Annotated in this window: 21 protein-coding genes; 11 read left to right on the top strand and 10 right to left on the bottom strand. The window is 72.9% G+C overall.

Features of this window, described 5'->3' with window-relative positions:
- The first annotated feature begins 24 nt into the window (after positions 1-24).
- Both ACFYP3_RS04850 and ACFYP3_RS04855 read left to right on the top strand, forming a co-directional pair.
- Entirely contained in the window at positions 25-516 is a 492-nt protein-coding gene (locus tag ACFYP3_RS04850) for a PH domain-containing protein (RefSeq protein WP_388826758.1), read from the top strand.
- Positions 513-1,898 (top strand): PH domain-containing protein, encoded by a 1,386-nt coding sequence (locus ACFYP3_RS04855; protein WP_388826761.1) that lies wholly within the window; start codon positions 513-515, stop codon positions 1,896-1,898. Before ACFYP3_RS04850 ends, ACFYP3_RS04855 begins: the two co-directional genes overlap by 4 nt.
- A 34-nt stretch (positions 1,899-1,932) precedes the next feature.
- Here the strand turns inward: ACFYP3_RS04855 and ACFYP3_RS04860 are convergent, their stop codons facing one another.
- Both ACFYP3_RS04860 and ACFYP3_RS04865 read right to left on the bottom strand, forming a co-directional pair.
- Positions 1,933-2,607 (bottom strand): response regulator, encoded by a 675-nt coding sequence (locus tag ACFYP3_RS04860; protein WP_388826764.1) that lies wholly within the window; start codon positions 2,605-2,607, stop codon positions 1,933-1,935.
- A gap of 17 nt (positions 2,608-2,624) precedes the next feature.
- Positions 2,625-3,827, bottom strand: a complete 1,203-nt coding sequence (locus ACFYP3_RS04865; RefSeq protein ID WP_388826767.1) for a sensor histidine kinase — start codon at positions 3,825-3,827, stop codon at positions 2,625-2,627.
- A gap of 154 nt (positions 3,828-3,981) precedes the next feature.
- On the opposite strand from ACFYP3_RS04865, the gene ACFYP3_RS04870 reads away from it, so the two are divergent.
- Entirely contained in the window at positions 3,982-4,938 is a 957-nt protein-coding gene (locus ACFYP3_RS04870) for an SAM-dependent methyltransferase (protein ID WP_388826902.1), read from the top strand.
- 122 nt (positions 4,939-5,060) lie between these two features.
- Here ACFYP3_RS04870 and ACFYP3_RS04875 read toward each other — a convergent pair whose 3' ends face one another.
- Positions 5,061-6,611, bottom strand: coding sequence for a M28 family metallopeptidase (locus tag ACFYP3_RS04875; RefSeq protein WP_388826770.1), 1,551 nt, complete (start codon positions 6,609-6,611; stop codon positions 5,061-5,063).
- Positions 6,612-6,862: 251 nt separating this feature from the next.
- The gene (locus ACFYP3_RS04880) at positions 6,863-7,987 is read right to left on the bottom strand and encodes a DUF5937 family protein (protein ID WP_388826773.1); all 1,125 of its coding nucleotides are present in this window, start codon (positions 7,985-7,987) and stop codon (positions 6,863-6,865) included.
- A gap of 198 nt (positions 7,988-8,185) precedes the next feature.
- Here ACFYP3_RS04880 and ACFYP3_RS04885 point away from each other — a divergent pair, with 198 nt between their 5' ends.
- Positions 8,186-8,395, top strand: a complete 210-nt coding sequence (locus ACFYP3_RS04885) for a hypothetical protein (RefSeq protein WP_388826776.1) — start codon at positions 8,186-8,188, stop codon at positions 8,393-8,395.
- A gap of 333 nt (positions 8,396-8,728) precedes the next feature.
- Here the strand turns inward: ACFYP3_RS04885 and ACFYP3_RS04890 are convergent, their stop codons facing one another.
- Genes ACFYP3_RS04890 through ACFYP3_RS04910 form a run of 5 tightly spaced genes read right to left on the bottom strand, consistent with a single transcriptional unit; the run spans position 8,729 to position 14,167 of the window.
- Entirely contained in the window at positions 8,729-9,538 is an 810-nt protein-coding gene (locus tag ACFYP3_RS04890; RefSeq protein ID WP_319732869.1) for a type III pantothenate kinase, read from the bottom strand.
- Between the two features lie 3 nt (positions 9,539-9,541).
- The gene (nadC, locus tag ACFYP3_RS04895) at positions 9,542-10,510 is read right to left on the bottom strand and encodes a carboxylating nicotinate-nucleotide diphosphorylase (protein WP_030720477.1); all 969 of its coding nucleotides are present in this window, start codon (positions 10,508-10,510) and stop codon (positions 9,542-9,544) included.
- A gap of 2 nt (positions 10,511-10,512) precedes the next feature.
- A complete protein-coding gene (locus tag ACFYP3_RS04900; protein ID WP_388826779.1) occupies positions 10,513-12,273 on the bottom strand; it encodes an L-aspartate oxidase in 1,761 nt (586 codons plus the stop codon).
- Positions 12,270-13,259: a pantoate--beta-alanine ligase gene (panC, locus tag ACFYP3_RS04905; protein ID WP_388826782.1), complete on the bottom strand. Its 990-nt coding sequence runs from the start codon at positions 13,257-13,259 to the stop codon at positions 12,270-12,272. Before panC ends, ACFYP3_RS04900 begins: the two co-directional genes overlap by 4 nt.
- Complete coding sequence (locus ACFYP3_RS04910; RefSeq protein WP_388826785.1) at positions 13,256-14,167, bottom strand: Rossmann-like and DUF2520 domain-containing protein; 912 nt, start codon at positions 14,165-14,167, stop codon at positions 13,256-13,258. The genes panC and ACFYP3_RS04910 overlap by 4 nt, the downstream gene beginning before the upstream one ends.
- A 111-nt stretch (positions 14,168-14,278) precedes the next feature.
- Here ACFYP3_RS04910 and ACFYP3_RS04915 point away from each other — a divergent pair, with 111 nt between their 5' ends.
- The 7 genes from ACFYP3_RS04915 to ACFYP3_RS04945 all read left to right on the top strand — a co-directional run bounded on the left by ACFYP3_RS04915 (position 14,279) and on the right by ACFYP3_RS04945 (position 18,350).
- Entirely contained in the window at positions 14,279-15,409 is a 1,131-nt protein-coding gene (locus ACFYP3_RS04915; protein ID WP_388826788.1) for a threonine aldolase family protein, read from the top strand.
- A 142-nt stretch (positions 15,410-15,551) separates the two neighbouring features.
- Positions 15,552-15,743, top strand: a complete 192-nt coding sequence (locus ACFYP3_RS04920; RefSeq protein ID WP_030720495.1) for a DUF397 domain-containing protein — start codon at positions 15,552-15,554, stop codon at positions 15,741-15,743.
- 48 nt (positions 15,744-15,791) lie between these two features.
- Positions 15,792-16,376 carry a hypothetical protein gene (locus tag ACFYP3_RS04925; RefSeq protein WP_388826791.1) on the top strand — a complete coding sequence of 195 codons (585 nt, stop codon included), beginning with the start codon at positions 15,792-15,794 and terminating at the stop codon, positions 16,374-16,376.
- 14 nt (positions 16,377-16,390) lie between these two features.
- Entirely contained in the window at positions 16,391-16,555 is a 165-nt protein-coding gene (locus ACFYP3_RS04930) for a hypothetical protein (RefSeq protein ID WP_030720505.1), read from the top strand.
- 273 nt (positions 16,556-16,828) lie between these two features.
- Entirely contained in the window at positions 16,829-17,305 is a 477-nt protein-coding gene (locus ACFYP3_RS04935; RefSeq protein ID WP_388826794.1) for a BlaI/MecI/CopY family transcriptional regulator, read from the top strand.
- A gap of 11 nt (positions 17,306-17,316) precedes the next feature.
- Positions 17,317-17,847, top strand: coding sequence for an amino-acid N-acetyltransferase (locus tag ACFYP3_RS04940; RefSeq protein ID WP_376618161.1), 531 nt, complete (start codon positions 17,317-17,319; stop codon positions 17,845-17,847).
- Positions 17,848-18,011: 164 nt separating this feature from the next.
- Complete coding sequence (locus ACFYP3_RS04945) at positions 18,012-18,350, top strand: Lsr2 family protein (RefSeq protein ID WP_030720514.1); 339 nt, start codon at positions 18,012-18,014, stop codon at positions 18,348-18,350.
- Here the strand turns inward: ACFYP3_RS04945 and ACFYP3_RS04950 are convergent.
- Positions 18,329-18,928: an SCO3374 family protein gene (locus ACFYP3_RS04950; RefSeq protein ID WP_388826797.1), complete on the bottom strand. Its 600-nt coding sequence runs from the start codon at positions 18,926-18,928 to the stop codon at positions 18,329-18,331. The genes ACFYP3_RS04945 and ACFYP3_RS04950 overlap by 22 nt on opposite strands.
- Positions 18,929-19,366: the final 438 nt, after the last annotated feature.

A 19,366-nucleotide genomic window follows, 5' to 3' on the forward strand; every position in this document is an offset into this window, starting at 1 on the left:
TTGTCTCAGCCCTACGCTTGGTGGATGGATACGGGGACAGAGGGTGAGACGGGCGGGCCCGTGTGGGTGGGACTGCCGGGCGGGCTGCTCACTCTGCGGCGGCTGCTGCTGGTGAGCTGGGCGACGGGCTTCGCCGCCCTGACCGCCGTCGTCCTGGGGCTGACGGTCGGCCCCGGGTGGGCGGCCCTCGGGCTGGTGTGGCTCGCCGTCCTGGGCTGGGGCTGGGTGCTCCTCGGCCGGAACTGGCGGTCCTGGCGGTACGCCGAGCGGGCGGACGACCTGCTGATCAGCCGCGGGGTGCTGTGGCGGGAGGAGACCGTCGTCCCCTACGGGCGGATGCAGCTGGTCGAGGTCACCTCGGGCCCGCTGGAGCGGCGCTTCGGGCTGGCCTCCCTCCAGCTGCACACGGCCGCGGCCGCCACCGACGCCAAGATCCCGGGCCTGGCGCCGGCCGAGGCGGAGCGGCTGCGCGACCGCCTCACCGCCCTCGGCGAGGCAAGGTCGGCGGGCCTGTGACCGCCGGAAGCCCGGCGGGCGGCGACCCGCTGACCCCCGCAGCCGCCCCCGCGGCCGCTCCCGCCGGCGTCGAGCCCGGCGCGGACGGACGGCGGCTGCACCCCTTCACGCCGCTGCGCCGCGCCTGGGTGCCGATCGCCGCGACCGTCGGCGTGGTCGCCCAGCAGGGCGACCAGGCCCAGAAGTGGGTCGCGGACCTGTCCGTCCTGCTCCGGCTGCTGGCGCTGGTCGGCATCATCCTCGTGTTCGCCGTGTACGGCTTCCTGAGCTGGTGGTTCACCCACTACGCCGTGACCGACACCGAACTGCGCATCCGTACCGGACTGCTCTTCCGCCGCACCGCGCACATCCGCCTCGACCGCCTTCAGGCCGTGGACGTCACCCGCCCGCTGCTGGCCCGCCTGACCGGCGTCGCCAGCCTGCGCCTCGACGTCATCGGCACCGACGACAAGGACCAGCTGTCCTTCCTCGGCGAGAAGGAGGCCGTCGCCCTGCGCGCCGAACTCCTCGCCCGCGCGGCGGGCTTCGCCCCCGAGGAAGCGGTGCGCCTGGGCGAGGCCCCCGACACGGAGCTGCTGCGCGTGAGCCCGCGCGAGCTCGTCGTGTCGCTGCTGCTCAGCCTCGGCGTCCTGGGCGCGCTCGCGGCCGGGATCGTCGCGCCGGTGGCCGTGTGGTGGTTCAGCTCCAGCCCGTGGGCGGCCGTCGTCGCCCTCCTCCCGCTGCTCGGCGCGGTCTGGGCGGGCACCGCCGGCCGCTTCCTCGCGGAGTACGACTGGCGGGTCGCGGAGTCACCGGACGGGCTGCGCCTGGACCACGGCATGCTGGACCGGGCCCACGAGACCGTGCCGCCGGGGCGCGTGCAGACCGTACGGATCGTGGAGCCGCTGCTGTGGCGGCGGCGCGACCGGGTCCGCGTGGAGCTGGCCGTGGCCGGCTCGAAGAACGAGGTCCTGGTCCCGGTGGCCTCGCGGGCCGCCGCGTACGCCGTGATCGCCCGGGTGCTGCCCGGGGTGGACCTGGCGGCCCTGGCCTTCTCCGGCTCCCCGCGCGCCGGCTCGCGCTGGGTGGTCCCGGTGTGGTGGAAGGGCTACGCGCTGGCCGTCTCCCCGGAGGTGTTCGCCGCCCGGCACGGCCGCCTGTGCCGCCGTACGGAGATCGTCCCGCACGCCAAGGCGCAGAGCGTCCGTCTCAGCCAGGGCCCGTGGGCCCGCGCCGGCGGCCTCGCCGACGTGCACGTGGACACCGGCGCGAACGGTACCGTCACGGCCCGGCTGCGGGCGGCCGACGAGGCCGCCGCCCTGCTGGCCGCCCAGGCCGTCCGCGCCCGCACCTCCCGCGCCTCGGCCCGCCCGGACCGCTGGATGACGCAGCCGGAGCCGTGAGCCGAGCAGGACCCCCGTGCCCTGCGGCGAGGGGCTAGCCGGCGCCGCCGCCCGCGCGGACCAGGCCCGTCTCGTACGCCAGGACCACCACCTGGACGCGGTCGCGCAGCCCCAGCTTCGTCAGGATGCGGCCCACGTGGGTCTTCACGGTCGCCTCCGACAGGACCAGCCGGGCCGCGATCTCCCCGTTCGACAGCCCCTGGGCCACCAGCAGCATGACCTCGCGCTCGCGTTCCGTCAGCCGCTCGATCTCCTTGTTCTGCGGCTCCTGCGTGGTCGTGGGCAGCATCGGCGCGAAGCGGTCCAGCAGCCGCCGCGTCGTGGACGGGGCGACCACCGCGTCCCCGCTGTGCACCGAGCGGATGGCCGCCAGCAGTTCGGCCGGCGGGACGTCCTTCAGCATGAAGCCGCTCGCACCGGCCTTCAGGCCCGAGAAGGCGTACTCGTCCAGGTCGAAGGTGGTCAGGATGATGACCTTGGGGTGCTCCTGCGGCTCGCAGATCCGCCGCGTCGCCTCGACACCGTCCAGCCTCGGCATGCGGACGTCCATCAGCACCACGTCCACCTTCGTGGCCCGCAGCACCTCCAGCGCCTCCAGGCCGTCGCCCGCTTCGGCGACGACCTCCATGTCCGGCTGGGCGGCGAGCACCATCCGGAAGCCGGTGCGCAGCAACACCTGGTCGTCGACCAGCATCACTCGGATGGACATCAGTTACCTCGTCCTCGTCATCTGTTCTTCAGGGGGAGCAGTGCGCTGATCCGGAAGCCGCCGCCGGGACGCGGGCCCGCGTCCAGGGTTCCGCCGACCATACCGATGCGCTCGCGCATGCCGATCAGTCCGTGCCCGGCGCCGTCCGCGCCGCCGTCCTCGTACAGTTCGTGGGCCGCGCCCCGGCCGTCGTCCTCGACCAGCAGGCCGAGCCCGTCGTCGAAGTAGACCAGCCGGACGCTGGCCGTCGCCTCCGGGCCGCCGTGCTTGCGGGTGTTGGTCAGCGCCTCCTGCACGATCCGGTACGCCGTCAGCTCGACCCCGCTGGGCAGCCGCCGCGGCGCGCCCTCGACCTCGAAGTCCACCACGAGCCCGGCCGCCCGCACCTGCTCGATCAGGACCTCGATCTGCTCGACGTCGGGCTGCGGCACGTAGTCCTCGGACTCCTGGGGCTCGCCGGTGCGCAGGACGCCCAGCAGCCGGCGCATCTCGGCGAGGGCCTGGCGGCCGGTGCCGGAGATGGTCTGGAGGGCCTCCTTGGCCTGCTCGGGGGCCACGTCCATGACGTACGCCGCGCCGTCCGCCTGGACCACCATCACCGAGACGTTGTGCGCGACGACGTCGTGCAGCTCGCGGGCGATCCGGGCGCGCTCGCCGGCCACGGCCACCTTGGCCTGGGCCTCGCGCTCCTTCTCCAGCCGCTGGTTGCGCTCGATCAGCTGGGCGTAGTAGGCCCGGCGGGTGCGCAGCGAGTCGCCCAGCACCCACGCCAGCACGAACGGAATGATCATGAAGATGGCGAAGAGGAGGTTGTCGACGTCGTTGCTGCCCTTGTCCACGCCGAAGCGGACGAAGTAGAGCGGCGCGGCCGCCAGCCCCCAGCCCAGCGCGGTGCGCGAGACCCAGCGCGGGACCTCGCTCGCGGCGACGGTGTAGAGGATCACGAACATGGCGAGGTCCCAGACGCCCGCGATGATCCCCAGGGAGAGCTGGAAGACGCCCGCCCCGAGGGTGAGCCAGAACATCGCCTGCGTCCACTTGCGGCGCAGGGCCACGGCCGTGCTCAGGGCGAGCACGACGGGGACGGCGGCGAACTTCAGGGGCCGGCTGATGTCGGGCTCGCCCACGACGTTCAGCATCGAGACCCCGAAGAGGAGGACAGCCCAGAAGCTGTCGACGCCCGTCGGGTGTCTGCGGAGGAAGTCGTAGAGGCGCTGCACGTAACCCAGCGTAGGGAACGGTGATAGGTGCTGGAGTCAACCAGAGGTTCGAACCTGGCCTCGGGGGCGTACTCCCGAAGGTGGAGTCGAGCTTAGCCTTTGTGGGGTGAGCACCCAGGGTGGACAGTCGACTCCGGTCCGGTGGCGCGACGCGATGGACGTCGCCCTGTACGGGCCCGGCGGCTTCTACGTGCGCCCGGGCGGGCCGGGGCCGGCCGGGCACTTCCGTACCTCGGTGCACGCCTCCGCGCTGTACGCGGGAGCCGTGGCCCGGCTGCTGCGGTGGGTGGACGCGGAGCTCGGGCACCCGCAGGGGCTGGACCTGATCGATGTCGGGGCCGGGCGCGGCGAGCTGCTGACCGGGGTGCTGGCCGCGCTGGAGCCGGAGACGGCCGCGCGGGTGCGTCCGTACGCCGTGGAGCGGGCGCAGCGGCCCGCGGGGCTCGACCCGCGGATCCGCTGGGTCGGGGAGCCGCCCGAAGGGACGACGGGGCTGCTGTTCGCCAACGAGTGGCTCGACAACGTCCCGCTGGAGATCGCGGAGGACGGGCGCTACGTCCTGGTCGCCCCGGACGGCACGGAGAGCCCCGGCGGCCCGCTGGACGGCGCGGACCGGGACTGGTTGGAGCGGTGGTGGCCCGGCGGCGTGGGCCCGGACGAGACCGGCCGGGCCGAGATCGGTCGGGCGCGCGACGAGGCCTGGGCGGGGGCCGTGGCGAGCCTGGAGCGGGGGCTGGCGGTGGCGGTGGACTACGGCCACACGCGGGACGCCCGGCCGCCGTACGGCACGCTGACGGGCTTCCGTGCGGGCCGGGAGGTCCCGCCCGTCCCGGACGGGAGCTGCGACGTCACCGCGCACGTGGCGCTGGACTCCTGCGCGGGGCCGGGCGCGGCCCTGCTGACGCAGCGCGAGGCGCTGTCGGGGCTCGGGATCTCGGGCTCCCGCCCCGCGCTGGCGTTGGCCTCGGCCGACCCGGTGGCGTACGTGCGGGCGCTGGCGTCCGCCGGGGAAGCCGCCGAGCTCACCGCACGCGGCGGGCTCGGCGACTTCCTGTGGCTCTGCCAGCCGGTCGGGATCCGGGCGGCCTGGCCCGGGGCCGCCACCGGCTGACGCGGTCGTGCGGTGTCGTCCGTCGGGCGCGGCCGGGTGGTGGGGCGGGGCGAGAGCGGCCCCGTACGCCGTGGGGCGCGGCTGGTGGTCAGCCGCGCCCGACGGTTCGGGAGGGGGAGCCGTTACTGCGTGACCTCGTCGTGGCCGTCGTGGAGACCGCCGCCGCTGCCCGAGCCGCTGGTGGGCGTCGAGGTGACCGGCTTCGCCAGCGGGGCCAGATCGTACGCGTAGTGGCCGACCGCGTCCGCGATGACGTCGACGTTGATGTCGAGCGCCTTCTGGTCGATGTTGGTGATGTCGTCACCCTTGCCGTGGTAGTTCACGTCGTAGGCGACGCCCGCCTGGCCGCCGAACTTCGCGGCCTGCGCCGGGGTCTTGATGCCCTCGGCGCCGGTGAAGGTGCCGCCGGAGGGGATGCCGACCTCGATGAACGGGCCGTAGTCCGAGCGGCCGGAGAAGTCCGTGCCCTCGTGCGGGATCTTCTTGGAGTCGAGGAAGTCGGTGATCCCCTTCTCCAGCTGGGCGGAGCCGGCCGGGCCGGGGCCCGCGCCGGTGGCGTCCGAGTCGTCGCCGTCGTAGACGAAGTACGCGGAGTTCGGCGAGGCGATCATGTCGAAGTTCAGGTAGAGCTTGATCTGCTTCTTCTGCTCGTCCGTCAGCCCGGCGACGTACGCCTCCGAGCCGAGCAGGCCGAACTCCTCCGCCGACCACCAGGCGAACTTGACCTTGTTCTTGATCTTCTTCTGCTCGCTCGCGAGCCGCTGGGCGACCTGGAGGATGCCCGCCGAGCCGGAGCCGTTGTCGTTGATGCCCGGGCCGGCCGCGACCGAGTCGAGGTGCGCGCCGAGGAAGACGGTGTTGTTCTCGTCGCCGCCCTTGGTCTCGGCGATGACGTTGAACGTCTTGCGGTTCTCGCGCAGCTCACGGATGTCGAGGGTGACCTCGACCGGACCGGCGGCGGCCTCGGCCGCGAGCTTCTGGCCTTCCTCCTGGGTGATGCCGCCCGTCGGCACCTTGCCGGCGGCCGGGTCGCCGATGGTGCCGTTCAGGGCGCCCGCGGTGTTGTTGTAGATGATCGCGCCGACCGCGCCGGCGGCCGCCGCGTTCTGCTGCTTCACCGCGAAGGTGCAGCCGCCGCGCTTGATCAGGGCGATCTTGCCGGTGAAGGTGCCCGGGGCGAAGTCGCCGGGTTCGCAGCCGTTCGTCCCGTCCGCGTCGACCGGGGCGACGGCGACCTGGGCCGTCACACCGCCCTCCGGGGAGTTCGCCGTGTAGGTCATCAGGTGGATCGGTACGTCGCGCTGGTTCGCGCCGCCCACCGTCAGCTTCTGCTCGATGGTCTCGACGTAGACGAAGTCGAACTCGTTGCGGGTGACCGTGTATCCGGCCGCCTTCAGCACGGCCTCGATGTACTTGGCCGACTGCTCGTGGCCCTTGGAACCCGCCACGCGGGTGCCGTTGTTGTAGTCGGCCAGGGACTGCAGCACCTTGAGGTGGTTGTAGGCGCCCTTGCCGGTCGCGTCCTTGACCAGCTTCCTGGCGAGCGCGTCACCGCGGGCGGCGTCGCTCTGCGGGCTCCCGGTGGCTCCGGCCGGTCCGGCGAGCAGCAGCGGTGAGACGAGGGCCGCTGCGGCCAGGGCGGCGGTTGCTGCGGCTATACGGCGTGAGGGCATGAAGGTCCTTCCACGACAAAGACGAGCAGGGCGGGCGGATCTGGGCACAGCAAGGCACAGCAGGGCACGGCGCGGTGGAACGTGGTGCGGCTGAAACGCGGAATCGGTGCGCGTCAGGTGGGGCAACAGTGAGCGCACGTTAGACAGCAAGTGGCCATCAAGGCCAGAGTTTTCGCTGTTTCCGGTTGATGAATTCCGTATATCGGTGACTCTGCGCCGGTCGAATCCGGCCAAACGCCCGCCGGTACCGCCTAGCGCAGGACGCCCTCGATGAAGTCGGCCCCGATGCGGGCGACCGCACCCAGGTCCAACTGGTGCTGGGCGTAGCGGCCTTGCCTTCGCGTGTGCATCAGGCCGGCCTTCTTCAGGACGGCCAGGTGCCGTGACACCTCCGGCGCGGTGATCCCGTACACGGTCGCCAGTTCGCTCGTCGTGTACGGGGCCCGCGCCAGGCTCCGGCACAGCATCATCCGCATGGGGTGGGCCAGTGCCTCCATCCGCCGCTGGAGCAGCTCCACCGAGCCCGGCGCGGAGACCGGTTCGGGGGTGCCGAGCGGATAGTGGACCACCGGCCGCCAGCCCGGGGCGTGCCCCACGAGCAGATGCGGCCAGCCGAAGTTGGTCGGCACGAAGACGAGGCCGCTGCCTATTCGAGCGTCGGTCGCGGTGGTCGTCCCGTGGACCATCTTGTCGACGGTGATGGTGGTGAGGCCCTCGTCGACGCTGAGCGCCGCCGAGACCTCCCTCAGCGCGGCCGGCAGCCCCCTGCGGCGCAGCAGTTCGGTCTTGTGCCGGGCGTCGGCGCTCTGCCCCGGTTCCACGCGCTTCCAGGTCTCCGCGAAGAACGCCTCGTCGCAGTCCTCCAGGAGCCGGCGCATCCACACCCGTACGCCGGCGGTGTCGTCCAGCAGGCGTACGGAGAACTCCAGCTGGTGGGGGCCGCGGGCGGCGGCCACCTCCAGCGCCTTGGCCCGGGCCGCCGGGTTCGTCAGCGGCGACGGGCCGCCGCCCTCGTTGTAGAGCGCCAGCCAGCAGTGCTCCAGGGCGGCCAGCACGAACTGCTCGTCGTCCAGCCGGTCGAGCACGTCGAGCTCCTGCGCCAGCGTCCCGGCGGGTACCCCGGTCCCGCCGGGGATCCCGGCGAAGGCCATGAAGATGTCGGAGAAGGAGCTCCGCCACATGAACTCGCCCTCCAGCAGCCGGTCCGCGAGGCACGGATCGAGCGAGGCGGCGGTGGCCGTGGTCCAGGAGGTGAGGGCGGGGTGGTGGGCGGGCTGGGAGAGCGCGTGCAGCGCCATGCAGAGCTCCGCGAGGGGGGAGGGCGCGAAGGTGATCCGCTCTGCGGGGAGTCCGGCGATGTCGATGGTGACGCTCATCAGGCCATTCTGTCGTCCCGCTCACCGAGGGTGGTGCCGGGGGGACCGTGCGCAGCCGCCGTACGAGTGGCCGCGGGCCGTCCGGCGCGGCGGCCGGACGAGTGATCGTTCGGCCCTGGGGCGGCCGTGGGGAGCCGTCGATTGACGGGGAACGTCAACTGTCGTGCGCGGTGCCGCCGACGGGGTGAGGGTAGAGCCATGAGCGCGATCGAGCAGTACCTCATAGACACCTGGCGGGCCTCCCAGCACGCGGAGCCGATGCCCCCGCCCCCCGGCCGCGACGACGTCGCCGTCCTGCGCGAGATCCGGTCCTACGAGCAGGTCAAGGCCGTGGTGGAAGGCCGCCCGGCCGGCCACCCCTGGCGCGCCGCCCTGCGCCGGATGCTGAGCCGGCCGCGGGCTTGCTGAGCCGCCACCGGCTGACGGACCCGACTGGTGGGTCGTGCCGGGCCGGCTGCGCCGGGGCCGGGGCGTCGCGTGGCCGTGCCGCTCGGACGGGGTCGGCTGGGGCCGGTGGGGGCGGGGCCGGGCGCGCGCCGGGGCGTCTCCTCGGACGCCGAACGTGACGAGGGGTCGCAGAGCCGGGCCCCGTTGCGTTCGGCGCCCTGCGGGGATCACCCCGACACACACCCGACCCCGCCCCGACCGGCCCGGCCGCCCCCCAATTCAGCCTCGCCGCACACTTCAGCCCCTCCGGCGTCTGAGGCGCGGGTGCGGGGCGGAGCCCCGGCGGGTAACGGCTCAGTCGAAGTTCGGGGCGTTGCGTTCGTAGACCAGTCGCAGCCCGATCAGGGTCAGCCACGGTTCGTGGTCGTCGATCACCGAGGACTCGCCCAGCACCATCGGGGCCAGCCCGCCCGTCGCGATGACGCGGACGTCGTCCGGGTCGCCGTTCGGTCCGGCCAGTTCCTTCGCCATGCGGGCCACGACCCCGTCGACCTGGCCCGCGAAGCCGTACACCACACCCGACTGCATCGCCTCGACCGTGGACTTGCCGATCACGTTGCGCGGCCGGGCCAGCTCGATCTTGCGGAGCTGGGCGCCGCGGACGCCGAGGGCCTCCATGGAGATCTCGATGCCGGGGGAGATGACCCCGCCCACGTACTCGCCCTTCGCGGACACCGCGTCGAAGGTGGTCGCCGTACCGAAGTCGACCACGATCGCCGGGCCCCCGTAGAGCTCGACCGCCGCGACCGCGTTGATGATGCGGTCCGCGCCGACCTCCTTCGGGTTGTCCATCAGGATCGGGACGCCCGTCTTGATGCCCGGCTCCACCAGGACCGCCGGCACGTCGCCGTAGTAGCGCCGGGTGACCTCGCGCAGCTCGTGCAGGACCGACGGCACCGTCGAGCAGATCGCGATGCCGTGGATGCCGTCGCCCAGCTCGCTGCCGAGCATCGGGTGCATGCCCATCAGGCCCTGCATGAGCACGGCCATCTCGTCGGCCGTGCGCCGCGGGTCGGTCGAGATGCGCCAGTGCTCGACGATCTCGTCACCGTCGAACAGGCCCAGGACCGTATGGGTGTTGCCTACGTCGATGGTGAGGAGCACGGGTTACACCGCCTCGCGCAGATCGAGGCCGATGTCCAGGATCGGCGAGGAGTGGGTCAGCCCGCCGACGGCCAGGTAGTCCACGCCGGTCTCCGCGTACGCGCGGGCGGTGTCCAGGGAGAGGCGGCCCGAGGACTCCAGCACCGCGCGCCCGGCCACCAGGGCCACGGCCTCGGCGGTCTGCTCGACCGTGAAGTTGTCCAGCAGGATCAGGTCGGCGCCGGCCTCCAGGACCTCGCCGATCTGCTCCAGGGTGTCGACCTCGACCTCGATCGGGAGCTCCGGGAAGGCCTCCCGCACGGCCTTGAAGGCCTGCGCGACCCCGCCCGCCGCCACCACGTGGTTGTCCTTGACCAGCGCGGCGTCCGACAGCGACATCCGGTGGTTGACGCCGCCGCCGCAGCGCACCGCGTACTTCTCCAGCGCGCGCAGCCCCGGCGTCGTCTTGCGGGTGTCGCGGACCTTCGCCCCGGTGCCCTCCAGTACGTCCGCCCAGCGGCGGGTGGCCGTCGCGATGCCGGACAGCCGGCACAGGATGTTCAGCGCGCTGCGCTCCGCCGTGAGCAGGTCGCGGGTGCGCGAGCGCACCGACAGCAGCAGCTGCCCGGCCTCGACGCTGTCGCCGTCCTCCGCGTGCCGCTCCACCTCGAACGCCTCGGTGCACACCACGGAGAACACGGCCTCGGCGATCCGCAGGCCGGCCACGACGCCGTTCTCGCGGGCGACGAAGTCGGCGATCGCCTCGGCCTCCTCGGGCACCGTGGCGACGGTGGTGACGTCCACGCCGCCGTCCAGGTCCTCGGAGAGCGCCATGTGCGCGATGTCCTCGACCTCGATGGGGTCCAGGCCCGCGTCGGCCAGCAGCTGGGCGAGCGCCGGGTCCAGGCCGCTCTCCTCGCCGTCACCGCAGGCGCAGTCGTCGCCGCAGCCGCCGTCGTTCTGGTCGATCAGGGGAAGTTCGGGGGTGCTCACGGTCACTGCTCCAGGCTCGGGGTGCTCAGGGGGTGCACGGACGGGAAGTCCGCGGAGTCGGTGGGTACGACGACCAGGGCCCGCTTCTCGGTCGCCGAGAGCCGGACGACGAGGTGACGCCGCCAGTGGGCATCGTCCCGGTCCGGGTGGTCCTCGCGCCAGTGGCAGCCGCGGGTCTCCTCGCGCCGCTGCGCGGCGGCGACCAGGACCCGTGCCACGCACAGCAGGTTCGTGGCCTCCCAGGTGTCCACACCCGGCTCGGCGGTCTTGCCGTGCGTCTCCAGGTCGTTCAGGGCGGTCGCGTACAGCGCTTCGAGGGCCTCGGCCGCCGTGGCCAGCGAGGCGGCGGAGCGGAGCACGCCCGCGCCCTCCGTCATGATCCGCTGGACCTCGTGCCGGGCCGCGGCGGGCTGCAGCGGGCCGGTCGCCGGGACCGGGACGACCGGGCCGTTGCCGCCGAAGCGCTGCGCGGCGATGTCGTCGGCGATCCGCTCGGCGAAGACCAGGCCCTCCAGCAGCGAGTTGGAGGCGAGCCGGTTCGCGCCGTGCACACCGGTGCAGGCGACCTCACCGCAGGCGTACAGGCCGCGGACGGTGGTCCGCCCGTGCAGGTCGGTCCGTACGCCGCCGGACGCGTAGTGCGCGGCGGGCGCGACAGGGATCGGCTCGGTCACCGGGTCGATGCCGTGCGAGCGGCAGGCGGCGAGGATCGTCGGGAAGCGCTGCTCCCACATCTCGGCGCCGAAGTGCCGGGCGTCCAGGTACATGTGCTGGGCGCCCTGCTCCTGCATGCGGCGCATGATGCCCTTGGCGACGATGTCGCGCGGGGCGAGTTCGGCGAGCTCGTGCTGGCCGACCATGAAGCGGACGCCGTCCGCGTCGACGAGGTGCGCGCCCTCCCCGCGGACCGCCTCCGACACCAGCGGCTGCTGCCCCTCGGCGTCCGGGCCGAGGAAGAGCACCGTGGGGTGGAACTGCACGAACTCCAGGTCGGAGACCTCGGCGCCGGCGCGCAGCGCGAGCGCCACGCCGTCACCGGTGGACACCGACGGGTTGGTGGTGGCCGAGAAGACCTGGCCCATGCCGCCGGTCGCGAGGATCACGGCGGGCGCGTGGACGGCGCCGACGCCGTCGTGCTGGCCCTCGCCCATCACGTGCAGGGTGACGCCGGCCGTGCGGCCCTGCGCGTCGTGCAGCAGGTCCAGTACGAGGGCGTTCTCGACGGTCTCGATGCCCGCGTCCTGGACCGCCTCGACGAGGGCCCGGGAGATCTCGGCGCCGGTGGCGTCGCCGCCCGCGTGCGCGATGCGCCGCCGGTGGTGGCCGCCCTCGCGGGTCAGTTCTATCTCGCCGGTCTCCGCGGACGTGTCGAAGACCGCTCCGGTGGCCATCAACCGCCGTACCGCGTCCGGGCCTTCGGTGACGAGCAGCCGTACGGCCTCCTCGTCGCACAGGCCCGCGCCCGCGACCAGGGTGTCGTCGAGGTGCTGCTCGGGGGTGTCGCCGTCGCCGAGGGCCGCGGCGATGCCGCCCTGGGCCCAGCGGGTGGAGCCGTCGTCGAGCCGGGCCTTGGTGACGACGACGGTGCGGCGGCCCGCGGCGGCGCAGCGCAGGGCGGCGGTCAGGCCCGCCACACCGGAACCGACGACCACGACATCGGCGTCGAGGGACCAGCCGGGGGCGGGCGCGTGCAGGCGTATGCCGGTGCCCGCGGCCGTGTCTCCGCCGTCGCTGCCGGCGGGGCCTCTGCCTGGGGTGCTCACGAGTGTGCTCCGAATTCCAATGGGATGTTGTCGATCAGCCGGGTCGCGCCCACCTTCGCGGCGACGGCCAGCACGGCCTGCCCGGTGAAGTCGGGACCGGCCTCGGTGAAGTCCTGCGGGTCCACCAGCGCCAGGTAGTCCAGGTCGAGCGGCGGCTCGTGGCGGCCCGCCTCCTCCAGGACGTGCAGCGCGGCGGCCCGTACGGCGTCCGGCAGCCCCCCGCCCGCGGCCGAGACGGCGTGGGCGTCGGCCGAGGCGCGGATCTCGCCCAGCCGGGCCAGGGCGGTGGCCCGCTCGTCGCTGGTCGGGGAGGCCTCGGCGCGGGCGCGCAGCGCCGCCTGCGCGGCGAGCCGGTCCTGCCCGGCGAACAGGGCGCGGGACAGGGCCAGGGCGGTGTGCCGCTCGGCGGGGGAGAGGAAGCGGTTGCGGGACGACAGGGCGAGCCCGTCCTCCTCGCGGACGGTCGGTACGCCGACCACCTCGACGGGGAAGTTCAGGTCAGTCACCATCCGCCGGATCAGCGCCAGTTGCTGGGCGTCCTTCTGGCCGAAGAGGGCCAGGTCGGGGCGGGTGAGGTGGAGCAGTTTGGCGACGACGGTCAGCATGCCGTCGAAGTGGCCGGGGCGGGTGGCCCCTTCGAGGCGCTCGCCCATCGGCCCGGCGGTGATCCGCACCTGCGGGTCGCCGCCCGGGTACACCTCGTCCACGGCCGGCGCGAACACGGCGTCGGCGCCCGCCCCTTCGGCGATCAGCAGATCGGCGTCGAGGGTGCGCGGATAGCGGTCGAGGTCCTCGTTCACCCCGAACTGCAGCGGGTTGACGAAGACGGTGACGACGACCTGGCCCGCCGGCCCGACCTGTTCGCGGGCGGTGCGGATCAAGGTGGCGTGGCCCTCGTGCAGGGCGCCCATCGTCATCACCACGGCCCGGCGGCCGGTTCGCGCGAGACCGTGCAGCTCCTCGGCGGTGTGCAGCAGCTGGGTCACTGGTGGCCCCCGTCGGTGTCCGTGTCGGCGAGCACGCCGAGCAGGTCCTCGGCGAGCTCGGGCTTGAGCAGCCCGTGGGCGAGGGCCCGGTCGGCGGTGGTGCGGGCCATCGCCAGGTACCCGGCGACCGCGGCCGGCGCGTGCCGGCGCAGCTCCGAGACGTGCGCGGCGACCGTACCGGCGTCACCGCGGGCCACCGGGCCGGTCAGGGCGCCGTCGCCGGAGCGCAGGGCGTTGTCGAGGGCCGCGCCGAGCAGCGGGCCGAGCATCCGGTCGGGGTGCTCGACCCCGGCCTCGCCCAGCAGCTCCATCGACTGGGCGACCAGCGTGACCAGGTGGTTCGCGCCGAGGGCGAGGGCCGCGTGGTAGAGCGGGCGGTTCTCCTCCGCGATCCATTCGGGCTCCCCGCCCATCTCGATGACCAGGGCCTCGGCGGCCAGCCGCAGCTCCTCGGGGGCGGTGACGCCGAAGGAGCAGCCGGCCAGGCGCTGCACGTCGACCTCGGTGCCGGTGAAGGTCATCGCGGGGTGCAGGGCCAGCGGCAGGGCGCCCGCGCGGCGCGCCGGGTCCAGCACGGCGGTCCCGTACCGGCCCGAGGTGTGCACGAGGAGCTGGCCGGGCCGGATCGCGCCGGTCTCGGCCAGGCCCTCCACCAGGGAGGGCAGCGCGTCGTCGGGGACGGTGAGGAGCACCAGCTCGGCCCGTTCCAGCACCTGCGCGGGCGGCACGAGCGGTACGTCGGGCAGCATCCGCGCGGCCCGGCGCACGGACGCGTCGGACACTCCGGAGACGGCGACGGGCCGGTGCCCGGCCTGCTGGAGCGCGCGGGCCAGCGCCGGACCGACACGGCCGGCTCCGACGACGCCGACGGCGAGCCGGGCAGGGCGTGGCTGCTGTGATGGATTCACGCGGGGAGGGCCTTCCGTTCCAGTCCGCGGGGGGTACCGGACGATACGCCGCCATGCTAGCTCCTGGGGCAATTGGCCGGACGGCGACGACGTGGGTGAGGATCGGGCTCCATGAGCGACGACAGTGACGACACGGAACGTACGAAGCGGCAGGTGGCGGCCTGGCGGGGAGCGGAGCGCAAGCTGTCGCGCAGCCTGCTCGAACCCACGGTGGGGGAGCTGCTCGCCGGGCTCGCCGAAGCCCCGTACGCCATGGACGGACCGGCCGACGTGTACGGCGACGGGATCGTCGAGGCGCTGGAGCGCCGGGTCGCGGAGCTGCTCGGCACCCAGGACGCGGCGTTCTTCCCCAGCGGGACGATGGCCCAGCAGATCGCGCTGCGCTGCTGGGCGGGCCGCACCGGGAACCCGGTGGTGGCACTGCACCCGATGAGCCATCCGGAGCGGTGGGAGGGCGACGCGCTGTCGAACGTCTCCGGGCTGAGGGTGGTGCACCCGACGACGGAGGCCCGCCAGCCGACGCCCGCGGAGGTCGCGGCGGTCCGGGAGCCCTTCGGCACGCTGATGCTGGAGCTGCCGCTGCGGGACGCCGGTTTCCTCCTGCCCACGTGGGACGAGCTGGAGGCGCTCGTCGAGGCGGCCCGGGAGCGGGAGGCGGTGGTCCACTTCGACGGGGCCCGCCTGTGGGAGTCCACCGTCCACTTCGGGCGCCCGCTGCCGGAGATCGCCGGGCTCGCGGACTCGGTGTACGTCTCCTTCTACAAGTCGCTGGGCGGCCTGAGCGGGGCCTGCCTGGCCGGGCCGCGGGAGTTCGTGGAGGAGACCCGCGTCTGGCGCCACCGGTACGGCGGCCAGATCTTCCGGCAGTTCCCGCAGGCCCTGTCCGCGCTGGCCGGTCTGGAACGGGAACTGCCCCGGCTGCCGTCGTACGTGGCCCAGGCGCGGATGGTGGCGGGAGCGCTGCGCTCGGCGTTCGAGGAGTCGTCGGTCCCGTGGGCGCGGATCCACCCGCAGGAGCCGCACACGCACCAGTTCCAGGTGTGGCTGCCGTACGAGGCGGACCGTCTGACGGAGGCGGGCCTGCGGCTGGCGGAGGAGACGGGCACGGTCCTCTTCCGCCGGTGGTCCGCCGAGGGGCCGCCGGGTCTGGCGGTGACGGAACTGGACATCACCGAGCCGGGGCTGGCCTGGACGGAGGCCGACGTGAAGCGGGCCGCCGCCGACTTCGTGGCCCGGCTCTAGGTTTTCCGGCGGGGGGCGGCGGCCCTGTGCACGGCTGCGCCACGAATCACCGAATTCCGGGAAACTCCTCGGTCCGGGCCGGTGTCGGAGTTACCGTCCCCTCGACGGCAATTACCGGCCACCGTTGCCCGGAGGAGACACCATGACCGCTCAGCCCACGTGGCGGAAGTCCTCGTTCTGTAGTGAGGGCGACGCCTGCGTCTATGTCGCCACGGCCCCCGGAGCCCTCGTGAAGGTCGCCGACCGCGTCGACCCCGCGCACCTCGTGCTCGCCACGACGCAGGCCGCCTGGGCCGATTTCATCCGGGCCGTCAAGGAAACCGCCGCGCCGTAAGGGCTCACCCTCAGGGGATTTTGTCCGATTAGCGCGTATCTTCGGCCCATGCCCACGCCCTACGGATCCCGCGGCGGCATGGCGTTCAGCGCTGCTGAGCTGCACGTGCTCAGGCGTCTCCTCGCCCACGCCCTTCAGCCCTCCCCGGCCCCCCTGGCGGCCGCGGAGGTCCAGGACTGCCTGCACCTCGCGCAGTCGGTGGACGACGCGGTCCAGGAGGCGGGCCGGCTCAGAGCGTTCCTGCTCGACGACCTCGCCCGCTACCGGGGCGCCCTGCCCGGCAGTCTCACGGGCTACCTGGAGCTGCTCCAGGACGCCCTGGCCGCCGGCTACGAACCGGCTCCCGACGACCTCGCCGCCCTGCGCGCGCTGCGCGCCAACCCGGTCGCCGCGGCGCTGCTGGAGCGGGCCCAGGTCGTCGCGGAGCGCTCCGTACGCCGCCGGCTCTCGACGACCCCCGCTCCCCGGACCCGGCTGCTGGCGCTGGCCGGCGGGCGGGAGGAGCAGCCGAAGCCGGCTCCGCAGCCCAAGGAGCCGCCGCGTCCCGAACGGCCGGTCCCCACCCCCGGCGAGGTGTTCCCGCCGCGCCGCAAGCCCACCCCGCCCCCGGCGGCCGAGTGGGCCGTCGGGTAGCTAGTCTGGGGGGCATGGACTACGTCTCCGCGCTCGTGCCCCCCGTCGTGATGGCCGCGTTCTTCATCGCTCTCGTGGTGACGATCGTGAAGAGCCAGGGCGGCGCCAACAAGGCCAAGGAAGACGCCGCGGTCGACGCCGTGATCGCCCGGGCCGAGGCCGCGCGCCAGCAGAACTAGGCCGTCTCTTTCGGATCTTGTCGGCCTTGCCCGCGGTGGCTGGTGCCGTGCATGGCAAGGCGGAGGGGCGCCCGTGTACTGGACGTACTGGGGCGCTCCGACAACGCGGCCAGGTGCGGTGCCAGCCGCCGCGGGCCCCGGCAAGATCCGAAAGAGACGGCCTGGCCGCTTGGGCGACGGGAGTGGGGCCGCGTCGGCCGCACTCCCGATTTTGTCGCGCGTTGCCGAGCGAATAGTCGGGCAATTCCCCACAAGCAGCACTATCGTGCTGTTGTGCCTCGCCCCTTGGGAGAACTCGAAGACGCCGTGATGACGCGGGTGTGGCAGTGGAACCGCCCGGTCACCGTTCGTGAAGTACTGGAAGACCTCCAGCAGGAACGGTCCATCGCGTACACCACGGTCATGACCGTTATGGACAATCTCCATCAGAAGGGCTGGGTCCGTCGGGAAGCCGAAGGCCGCGCCTATCGATATACGGCGGTCTCCACCCGCGCCGCCTACTCGGCCGCACTGATGAACGAAGCCTGGTCGACGAGCGACAACCCCGCGGCCGCCCTCGTCGCCTTCTTCGGCATGATGTCCGCGGAACAGCGGGAAGCACTCAGGGACGCCGTCCGGGTCGTCCAGCACGACGGCGAGTCCGGCCCCGAGGCCGCGGCCGAACCCCCCGCCGAACCTGTCGCCGAACCCCCCGCCGCGCAGGAAGCCGAAGGGGACTCCGCCGAGCGCCCGCAGGAGCCGGGGCGATAGCGTCCGCAGCCATGGGAGAGTTTTCCTCTGCACATGCAGAAACAGTGACGATCCGCCGTGCCCGCACCGGTGATGTTCCCGCGCTGCGCCGCCTCCTCGACCAGTACGTGCAGCAGCGGATCCTGCTGGACAAAGCCCCGGTCGTCCTTTACGAGGACATCCAGGAGTTCTGGGTCGCGGAACGCGACTCCGACAGTCAGGTGGTGGGCTGTGGCGCTCTCCACGTGATGTGGGAAGACCTTGCCGAAGTGCGCACTCTCGCCGTGGACCGCGGCTTGAAGGGCGCCGGCGTGGGCCACAAGGTGCTGCAGCAGTTGTTGCGGACCGCCCGCACCCTCGGGGTGAGCCGGGTTTTCTGCCTGACCTTCGAAGTCGAGTTCTTCGCGAAGCACGGCTTCGTCGAGATCGGCGAGACCCCGGTCGACACCGATGTCTACATGGAGCTCCTGCGTTCCTATGACGAGGGTGTCGCCGAGTTCCTCGGTCTCGAACGAGTGAAGCCGAACACCTTGGGCAACAGTCGGATGCTTCTGCACCTCTGATCGATGGCCTACGCTTTTCCGTCGATCAGCAACCTGTGGCCTATGTCCGAATCGCGTACGTTTCCCGCCCTGTTGCGGTCCTGAACCTCTCCCCGGGGGTTTGTGTTTTCCAGGCAAAAGCGGTTTCCTTTCCACGTACTGCTTTTCGATGAAAGGAAATCCCGGTGGCACAGAAGGTTCAGGTCCTTCTTGTCGACGACCTCGACGGTGGCGAGGCGGACGAGACGGTGACGTTCGCTCTGGATGGCAAGACCTACGAGATCGACCTCACCACCGCCAACGCTGAAAAGCTCCGCGGTCTGCTCGACCCGTACACCAAGGGCGGCCGCCGCACCGGTGGCCGTGCCACCGCGGCACGTGCGAAGGGTCGCGCCTCGGCGACGACCGGCAACCCGGACACCGCGGAGATCCGCGCCTGGGCCAAGGAGAACGGTTACAACGTGAACGACCGCGGTCGCGTCCCGGCCGAGATCCGCGAGGCCTACGAAAAGGCCAAGGGCTGACGGATCCCCGCCGTACGCCGCCGCAGGCGGGCCCGGTGGCATTCCGTCGCCGCCGCAGCCACCAGGCGTACGAGATCGGGCCCGGCGGACCCCTTTCCGGAGCCGGGTCCGGCGGCCCGCCCGGGACCGGGCAGGGCCGGCAGCAGTGCCTCACACCCCTGCTCGGGGGGTCGCAGCCACACGGCGGCCCCCCGAGGGCTTTCTCCCAGGGGCAGCCCCGGGGGAGCCGGGGCGGTGATCCGGCCACCCGCACCCAGGGCGGTCAGGTCCAGGGCGACCCCGCCCCACTCCAGCCAGTCGAGCAACCCCTCCAGCTCGTCTGCGCTCCCCGCGGCCACCAGGAACCGCATCCGGCGCCCCATGAGCGCCACCGGGCCCGTGGCGACCGGCCTGCGCAGCAGGGCCGCTCCCGCGTCGGACGGCAGCTCCAGCACGTCGAACCGCACCCCGGTCGTGAGCAGGCCGGGCGGACCGCCCGTGACGGCCCAGCCGAGCACCCGCTCGTACCAGGAGGCGTACGCACCCTCCCCGGGCGCGGCGCGGGGCGGCGGGACGGTCGGCACAGCGGTGAGGGCCATGCCCGGAGCAACTCGCGAAACGCCCCCGGGTTACGGTCGATGTGACACACCGCACTCACTCATATGCGGAACGTAAACATCCGCGGCAGCGGAGTCCCACATTCGGGACGGAACTGTGTTCGCCCTTAGCTGAGGGGACCGGTGCCGGGGGCATGGAGTGTCAGTGCTTACGGGTAAGACATTCCTAGTGGATCGGGGCGACACGCTGATTTGACGGGCTTCCGTTCGCCGTCGGCGTACACGCATGACGGGTATCTGCCTGGCCTGCGGGAACATCGTCTCGCACCATCGAGTTGGAGCAGTTGTCGGCTCTGCTAGCCGGTTTTCCCCGCTGATGCAGGGGTGAGCCGAGGACGGATGTCGGCAGTTGGAATGAGCTGTCCCGCCCCGCGGGACTAGCATGCGGAAGGACAGGGCGGGGACCGACCCCGAACTGCC

The organism is Streptomyces sp. NPDC005533, assembly GCF_042871845.1.
Lineage (GTDB): Bacteria > Actinomycetota > Actinomycetes > Streptomycetales > Streptomycetaceae > Streptomyces.

Excerpts from the sequence above, each read along its gene's own strand:
- ACFYP3_RS04850 (WP_388826758.1), top strand. The coding sequence starts at position 25 with ATGGATACGGGGACAGAGGGTGAGACGGGCGGGCCCGTGTGGGTGGGA.
- ACFYP3_RS04860 (WP_388826764.1), bottom strand. The coding sequence starts at position 2,607 with ATGTCCATCCGAGTGATGCTGGTCGACGACCAGGTGTTGCTGCGCACC.
- ACFYP3_RS04870 (WP_388826902.1), top strand. The coding sequence starts at position 3,982 with ATGGACGTCGCCCTGTACGGGCCCGGCGGCTTCTACGTGCGCCCGGGC.
- ACFYP3_RS04875 (WP_388826770.1), bottom strand. The coding sequence starts at position 6,611 with ATGCCCTCACGCCGTATAGCCGCAGCAACCGCCGCCCTGGCCGCAGCG.
- ACFYP3_RS04880 (WP_388826773.1), bottom strand. The coding sequence starts at position 7,987 with ATGAGCGTCACCATCGACATCGCCGGACTCCCCGCAGAGCGGATCACC.
- ACFYP3_RS04885 (WP_388826776.1), top strand. The coding sequence starts at position 8,186 with ATGAGCGCGATCGAGCAGTACCTCATAGACACCTGGCGGGCCTCCCAG.
- ACFYP3_RS04915 (WP_388826788.1), top strand. The coding sequence starts at position 14,279 with ATGAGCGACGACAGTGACGACACGGAACGTACGAAGCGGCAGGTGGCG.
- ACFYP3_RS04920 (WP_030720495.1), top strand. The coding sequence starts at position 15,552 with ATGACCGCTCAGCCCACGTGGCGGAAGTCCTCGTTCTGTAGTGAGGGC.
- ACFYP3_RS04925 (WP_388826791.1), top strand. The coding sequence starts at position 15,792 with ATGCCCACGCCCTACGGATCCCGCGGCGGCATGGCGTTCAGCGCTGCT.
- ACFYP3_RS04930 (WP_030720505.1), top strand. The coding sequence starts at position 16,391 with ATGGACTACGTCTCCGCGCTCGTGCCCCCCGTCGTGATGGCCGCGTTC.
- ACFYP3_RS04940 (WP_376618161.1), top strand. The coding sequence starts at position 17,317 with ATGGGAGAGTTTTCCTCTGCACATGCAGAAACAGTGACGATCCGCCGT.
- ACFYP3_RS04950 (WP_388826797.1), bottom strand. The coding sequence starts at position 18,928 with ATGGCCCTCACCGCTGTGCCGACCGTCCCGCCGCCCCGCGCCGCGCCC.